Source organism: Halobacillus locisalis, from assembly GCF_013694105.1.
GTDB classification, from domain to species: Bacteria; Bacillota; Bacilli; order Bacillales; family Halobacillaceae; genus Halobacillus; species Halobacillus locisalis.
In genome coordinates this window covers 755612-769144 of sequence record NZ_JACEFG010000001.1, presented here as the reverse complement: position 1 = coordinate 769144, position 13533 = coordinate 755612, and the positions used below count along the sequence as shown (strand labels likewise).

Genomic DNA, 13533 nt, shown 5'->3' with positions numbered 1-13533 from the left:
GGTTTTTCTTTTGTGCAAAGTAGTCAGTTTATGATTTACTTACAGCGTAGATCAATACTTGCACGGTTTAACAAAATGAGGTGAACAAAGATGAACGATTTAAGAGCAAACCGTGTCGGTGAGCAAATGAAAAAAGAGCTCAGTGACATTCTTAGCAAAAAAATCAAAGACCCTCGTGTAGGGTTTGTCACCGTTACAGAAGTCAAGGTAACGGGTGACCTTCAACAAGCAAAGGTGTACATTTCTGTTCTCGGAGACGAAAAACAGAGGCATGATACCCTAGTCGGTCTAGCGAAAGCGAAAGGCTTCATTCGCTCTGAAATTGGTCAGCGTATACGCCTTCGTAAAACTCCTGAGATCATGTTCGAGTTTGACGAAGCGATCGAACGAGGCAATCGTATTGAAACGATTATTCGTGACCTTAATGATACCGATAATGAATGACTAGAATCCGTGCTATCATAGCACGGATTTTGTCTGTATATCGATGACTTTACTGGAGGTGTATGAAATGGACGGCATTCTTCCTTTATGGAAACCAAAAGGCTTTACCTCCCATGACTGCGTAAGTAAAGCCCGAGGCATGATGAAGACAAGAAAAATCGGTCATACGGGGACGTTAGATCCAGACGTTGAAGGGGTATTGCCCTTATGTGTAGGCAAGGCGACGAAGATCGTTCCCTTCTTGACAGATACTGAAAAAGTGTATGAAGGAACTGTGACGCTCGGGTATTCGACAGACACTGAGGATGCTTCTGGTGAAACGATTGAATCAAAAGCTGTTGATCCTTCTTTAACAGTAAAAGAGATAGAGAACGCATTACTTTCCTTTCAAGGAAACATTACTCAAACGCCACCCATGTATTCAGCAGTAAAAGTGAATGGTAAGAAGCTATATGAATATGCGAGAGAAGGAATCGAAGTAGAACGACCAACTAGAACGGTCACCATTGAAGAAATATCACTGTTAAACAAGGACTTAGTCATAGACGGAGACACTGTGTCTTTTGGGATCCGTGTGGTATGCTCAAAAGGTACATACATCAGAACGCTTTGTGTCGATATAGGAAAAGCTTTAGGCTATCCAGCCCATATGGCTTCTTTAGTCCGGACAAAGACAGCAGACATAACGGCAGCTGACTGTTATACGTTCACGCAAGTACAGGAAGCAGCCGATCAAGACCAACGTGACTCTGTTCTGCTTCCTCTTGCTCGCGGTTTGACTCATATGCCCTCGTGGGATATAAGCGATGAGTATGTATCATGGATTCAGCATGGTCGAGTACTCGAAAAACCAAATGACCTTGATGCAGACACGTTTAATGTCAAACACGGGGAAGATGTTTTAGCGATTTACCAGCAGCACCCTAGTAAACCGGGATTAATTAAGCCCGTAAGAGTATTTTGACCATAGTAATGAGAAGCAGGTGATGAGAGTGAAAACGTTCCGCTTATCCCAATCTTCAGCACACGGATTACGAACTATTGAGCCGAGTGTTGCCGCTGTTGGGTTTTTTGATGGTGTCCATCAAGGGCACCAAGCCGTTATTACAAAAGCAAAAGAAAAGGCTGCATCTATGAATACGAAGAGCGCGGTCATGACGTTCGACCCGCATCCGTCTGTCGTGTTGAAGAAAGGCAAAGTCCATGCCCATTACATTACACCCCTTCGCGAAAAAGAAGAGATCCTCGATTCTATGGGAATCGATTATTTATTCGTCGTCACGTTCGATCAAGCTCTAGCTCAGTTATCTCCACAGCAATTTGTCGATGACTTTTTTGTGGGATTGAACGTGCAGCACGTCGTGGCCGGATTTGACTTTACGTTTGGTCACAAAGGGAAGGGAAATATGGAACAGTTGCCGGAATTGTCACAAGGAAGATTCTCTCAAACGGTGATACCGAAAGTGGAAAAAACGGAAGACAAAATCAGTTCCACCCGCATAAGGGCAGTCTTGGACCAAGGTAAGGTAGATGAAGCGATCGAATTGTTAGGTCGTCCATATGTCATGCAAGGTATTGTTGTAAATGGAGAACGACGTGGGCGTACAATCGGTTATCCAACAGCGAATATTGATGTGGAGCATGACTATTATGTACCAAAGATCGGTGTGTATGCTGTAATTATTCATGTCAACGGTCACAGTTACCCGGGTATGGCCAATCTAGGTGTCAAACCAACATTCGAAGGAGATCGGGAACCGAACCTGGAGGTACATCTATTTGACTTTGATCAGGATCTCTATGGCAAACAAGTGCGAGTGGAGTTTCACGTAATGGTTCGTGAGGAGAAGCGTTTCGATGGGGTAGATGCATTGAAGAATCAACTGGCTGATGATGAATCACAAATTCGTCATTTTTTCGCATAGATTCAACGTTTCCCTTGCATTTTGTCTGCAAAAAATGTACTCTATAGTATGGAACCTTCGCTTGGCGATTCGTTACTCCGACGTCCGCTAGGGGAACGGGAATTCTAAAATATTTTATGGAGGTGTAGCTAATAATGGCTATCACACAAGAACGTAAACAAGAACTAATCAATGAGTACAAAACTCATGACAACGACACAGGATCAGCTGAAGTACAAATCGCTGTACTAACAGAGCAAATTACGAACCTGAACGATCACCTACGCACGCACAAGCAGGACCACCATTCTCGTCGTGGATTGCTTAAAATGGTAGGTAAGCGTCGTAACCTATTGAACTACCTACGTAATAAAGACATTACACGTTACCGTGAGTTAATCAAGAGTCTTGGCTTGCGTCGCTAATGTATCGAGAAAAAGCGGGAGATTTCCCGCTTTTTCTGTATGTTTACATAGATTCGGGTGTAAACTGACGATAACGCCTTCCTTGTGATTTATCATTAATCAGCCTGTGCGTCACTTGCTGCTGACTCATTCATTTGCTTGGGATCAGCAAAACGCCTGTGCTTTTCTAAAGTGTCTAGCTCCGGCGCCTACCCTCTCGAGGTCTTAAGTCAATGAGTTCAGGAGGAAAGACCACCTCCTTACACTCCTTGGCTTAAGCTTGTCGAGGGTGAACAAGGCGCCTGCGCTTTTCTAAAATCAATAGAGTTATTTTTGAGAGGAGTAAGTTCTTATGGCAGAAGAAAAACAAGTGTTTTCAATTGATGTAGCTGGCCGCACGTTTTCTGTTGAAGTTGGCGAATTAGCCAAACAGGCCAATGGTGCAGCCCTCATCCATTATGGAGATACAACTGTCTTATCTACCGCAACGGGTTCAAAGGAACCGAAAGATCTTCCATTTTTCCCTTTGACTGTGAACTATGAAGAGCGTTTATACGCTGTAGGTAAGATTCCTGGAGGGTTCATTAAACGTGAAGGCCGTCCGAGTGATAAAGCGGTTCTTGCCTCACGCCTCATTGACCGTCCTATTCGTCCGATGTTCCCAGACGGTTTCCGTAACGATGTACAAGTCATCAGCTCAGTGATGAGTGTAGATCAAGATTGTTCATCTGAATTCGCAGCCATGATCGGCTCATCCATTTCACTAGGTATTTCTAATATCCCGTTCGCTGGTCCAATTGCTGGTGTAAATGTTGGCCGCGTTGATGGCGAATTTGTCATTAACCCAACGATTCAGCAACAAGAGAAAAGTGATATTACGTTAACCGTTGCCGGCACGAAAGATGCTGTCAACATGGTTGAAGCGGGTGCGGAAGAAGTTCCAGAAGCGGATATGCTTGAGGCGATCATGTTCGGACATCAAGAAATCCAACGTCTAGTCGAATTCCAGGAAGAAATCATCTCAGCTGTTGGTCGTGAGAAGATGGAAGTTCAACTCTTCGATCTCGATCAAGAATTAAAGGCAGAAGTTGAAGAACAAGCGACAGACGCCATCGTTGCTGCGATCAAAACAGAAGAGAAGAAAGCCCGTGAAGCGGCTATCGACGAGGCGAAGAAGGAAGTCATCGCATCTTACGAAGAAAAAGAGGCCGATGAAGAAACGTTGAAAAAAGTCGGGGACATTCTTGAGGACATGGTGAAAACCGAAGTCCGTAAACTGATCACGAAAGATAAAGTGCGTCCTGATGGGCGTGGAGTAGACGAAATCCGCTCATTATCTTCCCGTATTGGTTTACTTCCTCGTACTCACGGTTCAGGTCTATTCACTCGTGGACAAACACAGGCCCTTAGTGTGTGTACGCTTGGTGCACTAGGTGATGTGCAGATTTTAGATGGATTGGACCTTGAAGAATCTAAACGGTTCATGCACCATTATAATTTCCCTAAATTCTCTGTCGGGGAAACAGGACCGATTCGTGGACCTGGTCGCCGTGAAATTGGGCACGGAGCGCTCGGTGAGCGTGCATTGGAGCAGGTGATTCCTTCAGAAAACGATTTTCCATACACGATTCGTCTTGTATCGGAAGTATTGGAATCCAATGGCTCGACTTCACAAGCGAGTATTTGTGCGAGTACCCTTGCCATGATGGATGCTGGAGTACCGATTAAAGCACCTGTTGCTGGTATTGCTATGGGACTTGTGAAATCCGGTGATGACTACACCATTCTTACTGATATTCAAGGCATGGAAGATGCTCTAGGCGACATGGACTTCAAAGTGGCCGGTACAGCTCAAGGTGTCACTGCTCTGCAAATGGATATCAAGATTGATGGTCTATCTCGTGAAATTTTAGAAGAAGCTCTCGAGCAAGCGAAAAAAGGGCGTATGGAAATTCTGGGTCATATGCTAGACACGATTCCTGAAACACGTACAGAGCTATCTAAATATGCTCCTAAAATCATGACGATGAAGATCAACCCTGATAAAATTCGTGACGTCATTGGACCAAGCGGAAAACAGATCAATCAGATTATCGAAGATACTGGCGTGAAAATCGATATTGAACAAGACGGAACGGTATTTATTTCTTCGACGGATGCCGACATGAACGTTACGGCACAAAAAATCATCGAAGACATTGTACGTGAAGTCGAAGTCGGCGAAATTTACGACGGTGAAGTGAAGCGTATCGAGAAATTCGGTGCTTTCGTAGAGCTATTCAAAGGGAAAGACGGACTTGTCCACATATCCGAACTAGCTGAAGAGCGCATTGGTAAAGTCGAAGATGTCGTTTCCATCGGTGATACTTTACGTGTCAAAGTAAAAGAGATTGATAATCAAGGTCGTGTGAACCTTTCTCGTAAAGCGATCTTAATCGAAGAGAAGAAGAAACAGGAAGAAGAAGCTAATAACGAATAAAAAGGATAAGGACACATGGTCTTTCCATGTGTTCAACAACATCCTTGTAGAGGAAAAGAAGCTGGACAGCCAGGTTCTTTTTTTTTGTCCTTTTTTCTATTCAAACTGATTTACTATCTATATATTCAACAATCGGGCAGTAATCTTGAACACTTGATTTCGAGATGTTGCTGGGTTCGTCACCTTATGAGGAGTAGGGGGTGGTTTTGAAACAACTCGCTTTCCTGCGGGGGGACCGGCAAGCCTCCTCGGTCGTTGCACTCCCTGTAGGGTCTCGCCTAGGTCCTTCTCCCGCGGGAGTCTCACTGTTTCAAAACCACCCCTATCAAAATGTAGTGGAACGAACCTCCTACATGAACAGTGGTTGGCTAGCAAAATACCCGCACAGCCGCTTTTTTTGAGGTGAACGAGCTCATCTGATGTTTCCGTTCCCCTCATAAAAGCAAGAAGGTCCGGGAAATGGCGAGACTCCTGTGGGATGTACATGACCGGTGAGATCCCGCAAGGCGAAGCCTGAGGAAGCTCAGCACATGCCCACGGAAAGCGAGTCATTTCCCGGACCTTCGAAAACTTCATGAGGTAACGGAAATCACCAAAACATCTCTAAACGGTCTCTTCAAGATAAGGGGGATTGTCTTGAACAATGGTAGCGTTATTGTTCTAGGTGAGGATCGTTGGTCATACACTTTATCTAGGGGTGTTTGCTATGACACAATACCATGCGTCTGCTATCATCATTTTGTTTTTCTTCTTCCTCGGAATCGGACTAGCTTTCTATACGAATTCTGCGGAGGAAATGCCCGTTTATAAAGCGGATGAGTTGTATGAAGAAATTAAAGAAAGTAAACCAACGTACGAATGGGAAGCCAAAGATGCTACACTTGATTCGGTTTGGAAAAAGACACCTGGCATTAACGGTCGAAAAGTAGATGTCGAAGCATCTTATGAAAAGATGAAAGAAAATGGAGAGTTTGATCCCAAACGGCTTGTTTTCAAAACGGTGTCTCCAAAAGTAACGATGGAAGATTTGCCGATTTCCCCGATTTATCGTGGAAATCCAGAGAAAGAAATGGTCTCCTTTCTTATTAATGTTTCTTGGGGTGAAGACTATTTGCCTGGTATGATCAAAACCCTCTCTGAAAAAAATGTAAAGGCGAACTTTTTCATAGATGGTGCTTTTGCCCGCGATTTCACGGATCTTGTGCAAATGATCGATGAAGAAGGACATACCATCGGAAGTCATGGTTTTGGACATAAAGATATGGGAAGAATGTCTAAGCAGCAGGCGATAGTCAACTTAGAAACGGCAAACGAGTTTCTATTCGCATTGACAAAGCAGAAAATCAGCTACTTTGCTCCTCCATCAGGAAGCTTCAATTCAGCTACGGTTGAAGCCGCTGATGAATTGGGTATGGAGACAATCCTGTGGACGGTAGACACGATCGATTGGAAAAAACCGACGAAAGACGTACTTATCGAGCGAGTAACCAACAAGGTTCACAACGGGGCCACCATTTTAATGCATCCGACGCAAGTGACAGAAAATAGCCTATCAGCTCTTATTGATCAGATTAGGGAAAAAGGGTACCGCATTGGTGCTCTTCCGCAATTACTAAGCCCAGAAAGGTAAGGGGGGATCGGACATTGTGCGATTGAAGTCTCTTGCGAAAAAACAAGTCATTGATATTGAAAATGGCCAAAAGCTCGGTATCTTAGGAAATGCAGATTTGGTCTTTGATCCTGAAACAGGATCGATTCTTTCATTGGTCGTCATCAATCAGTCGATGATGGGAACTTCGAAACAAGCGTTCTCTATTTCATGGGACCAAATCGAAACCATCGGAGAAGAAACGATTTTATTAAAACGAGGTAAACAGTAAAGCATTTCCCGTTCATTAGGGAAGTGCTTTTTTCATGGCATAAAAACGGTAGGTCAACAAAAGAAGGAGGCTGAGGTTAATAACAATGCCATATCCTTTACAACACGTACCATTCGTGTCCTGAAGATCCGTCAGTCTTCGTATTCGTGTTGCTTGGGCGACTTTTGTTGATTTCAATATCACTAACTTTTCGCTACGGCATAGGATACAAAGAGATAAGATCATAGAAAAAAGGAGACATCCGGCATGCTAACAGGATACCACGTTGCTATCATAGGGGGCGATGCCCGGCAGATCGAAATCATTCGTCGTTTGAATGAATGGGATGCTACGGTTTATTTAGCCGGGTTTGACCAATTAAATGAAAGTTTCACAGAAGCCGTCGACCTTGACTTTGACAGCGATCAAGTAGAGAAACTGGATGCCATTATTTTACCCATTCCTGGTACAGATGATGAAGGTAAAATCGATGGGATCTTTTCGAATCGACTCATTCAATTGTCTGAAGAGTGGTTGAAGCGCACACCCAAACATTGTCAAATATTCACAGGAATCACGAATTCTTTCTTAACGAATCTAATGAAAACAGTGGATCGTTCTTTACACCCGCTGATGGATCGAGATGATGTAGCGATTTACAACTCGATACCTACAGTGGAAGGAACGATCATGCTTGTTATTCAACATACGGATTTTACAATCCATGGTTCAAAGTTAATGGTTCTAGGCCTCGGTCGCGTCGGTATGAGTCTTGCTCGTATATTTGACCATATTGGTGCTGACGTATCCGTTGGTGTCAGATCATCGAAAGCAATGGCACGAGTGTACGAAATGGGGCTCACACCGATCGATATGAATAAGATACATGAATCCAACATGGAATGCGACATTCTGATCAATACGGTTCCTCATCTTGTGGTCGATCAGCAAGTGATTAAACAATTACCTTCCCATGCTCTGATTGTAGATCTTGCTTCCAAACCAGGAGGAACAGATTTCACTTTTGCTGATAAACGAGGGATCAAAGCGATTTTGGCACCAGGTCTTCCAGGGATTGTCGCCCCGAAGACGGCTGGAAGAATCATTGCAGATGTGATGTTGCGCATTTTGAAAGAGCAGAATAGAAAGGAGAATTCGAATGAGTAGCTTAAAAGGAAAAACGATAGGATTCGGACTGACAGGATCCCATTGCACGTATCATGAGGTCTTTCCGGTTATGCAGCAATTGGTGGATATGGGAGCGACTGTTGTACCGGTTTTGTCTTATACCGTACAAAAAACAGATACACGATTCGGTGAAGCGGCCGAACATCTTGAAACAATCAAAAAGATTACGGGTGAGGAATTGATCATGACGATTCCAGACGCCGAACCACTTGGTCCGAAACGACCACTCGACTGTATGCTTATTGCTCCGCTTACAGGAAATTCAACGAGCAAATTTGCGAATGCATTGACGGACTCGCCGGTACTGATGGCAGCGAAAGCAACACTTCGAAATGAAAGTCCAGTGGTTGTTGCAGTCTCAACGAATGATGCGTTGGGTCTGAACGGAGTGAACATTATGCGATTGATGGCAACAAAAAATATTTACTTTGTTCCACTAGGGCAGGATCATCCATTTAATAAGCCTAATTCCTTGGTTGCTGATATGTCATTAATCCCAGAAACGATTGAAGCAGCTCTTGAAGGCAAACAGCGCCAACCAGTTCTTATTGAAAGATATCCGAATTAATTCAACTTTTTCATAACAGTGGAGCAGATAAATGTGATAGAATGACAAAAATAGTGACCTATCAAACAATTCTAACAATCGTCACATTTGAAAGGGGTATACAATATGAGTCAGTCACACACGTACACCGTTGCCGTTGTAGGCGCTACAGGAGCGGTCGGGCAAAAGATGCTCGAAACCTTAGAAGACCGCAATTTTCCAGTACACGAATTAAAACTTTTATCTTCCAGCCGTTCAGCGGGGACGAAGGTTGTCTTTAAAGGCCAAACCCTTGTTGTTGAAGAAGCGAAACCAGAGAGTTTTGAAAACGTGGATATCGCTTTATTTTCAGCAGGCGGATCAGTCTCGAAGTCGCTTGCGCCAGAAGCAGTCAAACGCGGGGCTTTAGTGATCGACAACACAAGTGCTTACCGTATGGCTGAGCATGTACCCCTTGTTGTTCCGGAAGTCAACGAAGCAGATATCGAACACCATCAAGGCATTATTGCCAACCCGAATTGTTCCACCATTCAAATGGTCGCAGCACTTGAACCTCTCCGAAATTCTTTAGGGTTGAATCGAGTCATTGTATCTACGTATCAAGCGGTGTCAGGAGCCGGAAATGAGGCTTCAGAAGAACTTCGTTCACAGTCACAAGCCTTCCTGAATGGGGAAGATCTAGAAGCCAATTTACTACCTGTCAAAGGAGATCAGAACCATTATCCGATTGCGTTCAATGCTTTGCCGCAAATCGATTTGTTCCAAGAAAATGGTTATACGTTCGAGGAAATGAAAATGATCAATGAAACGCGAAAAATCATGCATAGTCCTGAATTGGCTGTTGCAGCCACGTGTGTCAGACTGCCATTTTTCACTTCTCATGCTGAAAGTGTGTATATTGAGGTAGAGAAGTCAGGAGTTTCGGTTGATGATGTTAAACAATTGCTAACCAATGCGCCTGGAATCGTTCTCGAAGATGACCCTGCGACACAAGCCTATCCTACACCACTCAGTGCTGCTGAGAAACGAGATGTGTTTGTCGGGCGTGTCAGAAAAGACCTGGACAATGATCATGGCTTCCATTTATGGGTCGTCTCGGATAACCTGCTTAAAGGAGCGGCTTGGAACAGCGTACAAATCGCTGAACGTGTCGTGGCGAATGGTTGGCTGTAACTCTTAAATAAATTGAGGTGGCCAAATGAAGCTACTTGTACAGAAGTTTGGAGGAACATCCGTCCGGGATCAAGACAGTAGGTCCCGGGCGATTGCTCATGTAAAGAAAGCTCTTACTGAAGGGTATAAAGTAGTCGTAACGGTCTCAGCGATGGGGAGGAAAGGAAGCCCCTATGCAACCGACACGTTACTCAGTCTGATCGACTATCCCGAAACAACATCCTCTTTAAGGGAAGTCGACCTCCTTATGTCTTGTGGAGAAACTATTTCTTCCATTGTATTCGCACATGAATTAAGTAAGTCGGGTACCCCAGCTGTCTCTCTTTCTGGAGCACAAGCTGGATTTTTAACGAATGAAGAGTTTACGAAAGCCAAAATTATCCGCATGAATCCTTCTCGCATTTTTCAGGAATTACAAACAAATGATGTCGTCGTAGTCGCTGGTTTCCAAGGTCAAACAAAGCGGGGCGAAACAACCACGATCGGGCGCGGCGGGAGTGACACGACGGCTGCGGCCTTGGGTGCTGCTTTATCTGCTGAATTTATCGATATCTTCACTGATGTGGATGGTATTATGACGGCCGATCCAAGAGTTGTTGAAAACGCCCGCGCCTTGAACGTGGTGACCTACAATGAAATTTGTAACTTAGCGTATCAGGGAGCTAAAGTCATCCATCCGAGAGCTGTAGAAATCGCGATGTATGCGAAAGTGCCCATCCGCGTACGCTCCACGTATTCAGATTTACCTGGAACCCTCGTTTCCGGTACAAAAGACGACCGACTAGGTCAAGACCTTACAGAAAGAGCGGTCACTGGGATCGCTCACATGCTCGGTCTGACCCAAATTAAAGTCCAATCCAAAAAAGATCCTTCCAAATTACAATCCGATGTATTCAAATCTATGGCATCTGCCGGAATATCTGTCGACTTCATTAATATTTCTCCAAGTGGCGTCGTTTACACCATCGAACATCGATATGCAGAGCAAGCGAAGTCGATCTTAGAGCAATTAGGCTATGAACCAGTATTGAAACAAGGATGTGCGAAAGTGTCGACGGTCGGAGCGGGTATCGCAGGTCTACCTGGTGTAACCGCAAAAATCGTTCATGCGTTGACAGATGTTGGCGTACAGATCTTACAATCAGCCGATTCACACACAACCATTTGGGTGCTGATCAAAGAAGAAGACTTGATCTCCGCTGTCAATGCCCTGCATAAAACCTTTCAATTAGACCTCGTAACACTGAAAGGGGAAGTTCCAACATGAATTTTGGAAAAATATTAACGGCGATGGTGACGCCGTTTGATCAGAATGAAAGCATCGATTTTGAGAAAGCGACAGTCTTAGTTGAACATTTACTTGAAAACGGATCGGACGGTCTGGTTGTCGCTGGAACGACAGGTGAATCTCCGACCTTGACCGCGGATGAAAAAGTAGCGCTTTGGTCTCACGTCGTCAAAACGGTAAACGGCCGTGTACCGGTCATCGCTGGTGCTGGAAGTAATAGTACGCAAGGGACAATCGAGCTTTCTAAACGGGCGGAACAAACTGGTGTCGATGCGCTGATGATTGTCGCTCCTTACTACAATAAACCGAATCAAAAAGGGTTATACGCTCACTACAAGTCCGTCGCAGGTGCAGTCGACACCCCGATCATGATTTACAATGTGCCTGGAAGATCCGCCGTCCGAATTGAACCCAAAACAATCATTGATCTATCAAAAATCGATAACATCGTTTCAGTCAAAGAAGCGACGGGTGACTTAGACGGAATGGCGCAGATCATTGAACATACGAATGAAAAGTTTAGTGTCTATAGTGGGGATGACCACTTAACTCTACCTGCTTATGCTATTGGAGCAAATGGAATCATTTCTGTATCTGCTCATGTCGCAGGGAAACAGATGAAAGAAATGCTCAATCTATTTGACGTTGGAAAACAGAAAGAAGCTTCAAAAATCCACCGCACTTTACTACCTGTTTTCCAAGGGATGTTCTCTGCACCATCTCCTGCACCTGTCAAAGCCGCACTTATTCATGCTGGAATCGATATAGGAGGTATGAGACTTCCTCTTGTGCCATTAACGACGGAAGAAAAGTTGAATGTGTTGTCATTCATGAGGAATTTATAGAGTTTAAAGCCAGCGGTCCATCGCTGGCTTTTTATTTTTCTCTTTAATGTTGAATCAAGACAATCCCCCCTATATTGAAGCCTTGAAGGTGAGGTGTTTGGATCCTCTACTGAAGTAAGAAAAGGGCGTGGTGGGAAATGACTCGCTTTCCCGCGGGGGAACCGTCGAGCCTCCTCGGTCGTTGACACTCCCTGTGGGGTCTCGCCTTGGTCCTTCTCCCGCGGGAGTCTCGCCATCTCCCCGTACTCACTACAAAAGTCTCGAAATTGAGTGTTCCATAATACTGCACGATTCTTGAACAGAAACCGTATAAAACATAACAGAATGAAACTTGTGCGGTCCATTCGCATTTCTTTGTATGAGAGTGTATCTGAAAACCCATACTACCAGAAAAGAGTGAAAGGGGTCGTCTAATAATGAACATGAAAGGTTCTCCTCAAGAAAACGATAAACAACAAGATCAATCGAAGTCATCCATCGTAGATAAGATTCAACAGCTAGGTCAATCCAATGTTCCTCAACCGGCTGATTCGAATATTCACGTACTACCCGTAATAGGACAAGTGGAGGGGCATGTTCAATTACCTTCCCAAAATAAAACGACCAAATATGAACACCTCATTCCACAGCTTATTGCAATCGAACAAAACCCTAAAATAGAGGGACTAGTCGTTTTATTGAATACGGTCGGTGGAGATGTGGAAGCAGGACTGGCTATATCAGAGATGATCGCATCTTTATCCAAACCGACGGTATCCATTGTGCTTGGTGGTGGTCATTCCATTGGGGTCCCTATCGCCGTGTCCGCGGACTACTCCTTCATTGTTGAAACGGCAACGATGACGATTCATCCAATTCGAATGACGGGTCTTGTCATCGGAGTGCCCCAAACATTTGAATACATGGACAAAATGCAAGACCGTGTCGTGAATTTTGTGACACACCATTCTGATGTTGATGAAGAAAAGTTCAAAGAGTTGATGTTTGCAAAAGGGAATTTGACCCGCGATATCGGTACAAATGTGGTAGGGCAGCAAGCGGTGGACCACGGGCTGATTGATGCAGTTGGAGGCGTGAAGGAAGCCATGGAGAAGTTGAATCAAATGATTGGTGACAATAAGGGTCCTGAAAATCAGGTGGTCCAATGATTCTTTATACACCTCTCAGTGAACATGATATTTTTCCAAGGCAAGATGAATCGAATGTCGTATATCACAAGCACAAAAATTGTCCTGTTAAGTGTATGGATGATGGAAATGGGAAAAGGCAGATTGTACAAGTGCTTTCAACAGACCCTTCCCATTACATGGATCCAGAACTTCAACCAGGTCAATGGTTGGACTCGTAACAAATCCACACTAGTGGTATAATAAGGACTATGTCAGGATGTCGAGCTTGTTTT

14 protein-coding genes are annotated in these 13533 nt (G+C 44.3%); all 14 read left to right on the top strand.

The window, feature by feature from the left end; genetic code table 11:
- Positions 1-90 precede the first annotated feature (90 nt).
- The 14 genes from rbfA to H0266_RS03970 all read left to right on the top strand — a co-directional run bounded on the left by rbfA (position 91) and on the right by H0266_RS03970 (position 13479).
- Positions 91-444, top strand: coding sequence for a 30S ribosome-binding factor RbfA (rbfA, locus tag H0266_RS04035; protein WP_181471081.1), 354 nt, complete (start codon positions 91-93; stop codon positions 442-444).
- 67 nt (positions 445-511) lie between these two features.
- The gene (gene truB, locus H0266_RS04030; RefSeq protein ID WP_181471080.1) at positions 512-1408 is read left to right on the top strand and encodes a tRNA pseudouridine(55) synthase TruB; all 897 of its coding nucleotides are present in this window, start codon (positions 512-514) and stop codon (positions 1406-1408) included.
- Between the two features lie 28 nt (positions 1409-1436).
- Complete coding sequence (locus H0266_RS04025) at positions 1437-2369, top strand: bifunctional riboflavin kinase/FAD synthetase (protein ID WP_425484291.1); 933 nt, start codon at positions 1437-1439, stop codon at positions 2367-2369.
- Positions 2370-2503: 134 nt separating this feature from the next.
- Positions 2504-2773 carry a 30S ribosomal protein S15 gene (gene rpsO / locus H0266_RS04020; RefSeq protein ID WP_079529890.1) on the top strand — a complete coding sequence of 90 codons (270 nt, stop codon included), beginning with the start codon at positions 2504-2506 and terminating at the stop codon, positions 2771-2773.
- A gap of 331 nt (positions 2774-3104) precedes the next feature.
- Positions 3105-5231 (top strand): polyribonucleotide nucleotidyltransferase, encoded by a 2127-nt coding sequence (pnp, locus tag H0266_RS04015; protein WP_181471078.1) that lies wholly within the window; start codon positions 3105-3107, stop codon positions 5229-5231.
- A gap of 706 nt (positions 5232-5937) precedes the next feature.
- Positions 5938-6861 carry a polysaccharide deacetylase family protein gene (locus H0266_RS04010; RefSeq protein ID WP_181471077.1) on the top strand — a complete coding sequence of 308 codons (924 nt, stop codon included), beginning with the start codon at positions 5938-5940 and terminating at the stop codon, positions 6859-6861.
- A gap of 16 nt (positions 6862-6877) precedes the next feature.
- Complete coding sequence (locus H0266_RS04005) at positions 6878-7111, top strand: YlmC/YmxH family sporulation protein (protein WP_181471076.1); 234 nt, start codon at positions 6878-6880, stop codon at positions 7109-7111.
- A gap of 246 nt (positions 7112-7357) precedes the next feature.
- Positions 7358-8257 carry a dipicolinic acid synthetase subunit A gene (gene dpaA, locus H0266_RS04000; RefSeq protein ID WP_181471075.1) on the top strand — a complete coding sequence of 300 codons (900 nt, stop codon included), beginning with the start codon at positions 7358-7360 and terminating at the stop codon, positions 8255-8257.
- On the top strand, positions 8250-8846 hold the full coding sequence (locus tag H0266_RS03995; RefSeq protein ID WP_181471074.1) for a dipicolinate synthase subunit B: 597 nt from the start codon (positions 8250-8252) through the stop codon (positions 8844-8846). The genes dpaA and H0266_RS03995 overlap by 8 nt, the downstream gene beginning before the upstream one ends.
- 105 nt (positions 8847-8951) lie before the next feature.
- A complete protein-coding gene (gene asd / locus H0266_RS03990) occupies positions 8952-9998 on the top strand; it encodes an aspartate-semialdehyde dehydrogenase (protein ID WP_181471073.1) in 1047 nt (348 codons plus the stop codon).
- A 25-nt stretch (positions 9999-10023) separates the two neighbouring features.
- The gene (dapG, locus tag H0266_RS03985) at positions 10024-11265 is read left to right on the top strand and encodes an aspartate kinase (protein WP_181471072.1); all 1242 of its coding nucleotides are present in this window, start codon (positions 10024-10026) and stop codon (positions 11263-11265) included.
- A complete protein-coding gene (gene dapA, locus H0266_RS03980; protein WP_181471071.1) occupies positions 11262-12131 on the top strand; it encodes a 4-hydroxy-tetrahydrodipicolinate synthase in 870 nt (289 codons plus the stop codon). Before dapG ends, dapA begins: the two co-directional genes overlap by 4 nt.
- A gap of 422 nt (positions 12132-12553) precedes the next feature.
- Positions 12554-13279, top strand: a complete 726-nt coding sequence (locus H0266_RS03975; RefSeq protein ID WP_281374232.1) for a ClpP family protease — start codon at positions 12554-12556, stop codon at positions 13277-13279.
- Positions 13276-13479 (top strand): YlzJ-like family protein, encoded by a 204-nt coding sequence (locus tag H0266_RS03970; protein WP_181471069.1) that lies wholly within the window; start codon positions 13276-13278, stop codon positions 13477-13479. Before H0266_RS03975 ends, H0266_RS03970 begins: the two co-directional genes overlap by 4 nt.
- Positions 13480-13533 lie beyond the last annotated feature (54 nt).

Bases quoted from the DNA above. Each gene is read 5' to 3' on its own strand.
- dpaA (WP_181471075.1), top strand. From the start codon at position 7,358: ATGCTAACAGGATACCACGTTGCTATCATAGGGGGCGATGCCCGGCAG.
- H0266_RS03975 (WP_281374232.1), top strand. From the start codon at position 12,554: ATGAAAGGTTCTCCTCAAGAAAACGATAAACAACAAGATCAATCGAAG.
- rbfA (WP_181471081.1), top strand. From the start codon at position 91: ATGAACGATTTAAGAGCAAACCGTGTCGGTGAGCAAATGAAAAAAGAG.
- truB (WP_181471080.1), top strand. From the start codon at position 512: ATGGACGGCATTCTTCCTTTATGGAAACCAAAAGGCTTTACCTCCCAT.
- rpsO (WP_079529890.1), top strand. From the start codon at position 2,504: ATGGCTATCACACAAGAACGTAAACAAGAACTAATCAATGAGTACAAA.
- H0266_RS03970 (WP_181471069.1), top strand. From the start codon at position 13,276: ATGATTCTTTATACACCTCTCAGTGAACATGATATTTTTCCAAGGCAA.
- asd (WP_181471073.1), top strand. From the start codon at position 8,952: ATGAGTCAGTCACACACGTACACCGTTGCCGTTGTAGGCGCTACAGGA.
- pnp (WP_181471078.1), top strand. From the start codon at position 3,105: ATGGCAGAAGAAAAACAAGTGTTTTCAATTGATGTAGCTGGCCGCACG.
- H0266_RS03995 (WP_181471074.1), top strand. From the start codon at position 8,250: ATGAGTAGCTTAAAAGGAAAAACGATAGGATTCGGACTGACAGGATCC.
- dapA (WP_181471071.1), top strand. From the start codon at position 11,262: ATGAATTTTGGAAAAATATTAACGGCGATGGTGACGCCGTTTGATCAG.
- H0266_RS04010 (WP_181471077.1), top strand. From the start codon at position 5,938: ATGACACAATACCATGCGTCTGCTATCATCATTTTGTTTTTCTTCTTC.
- dapG (WP_181471072.1), top strand. From the start codon at position 10,024: ATGAAGCTACTTGTACAGAAGTTTGGAGGAACATCCGTCCGGGATCAA.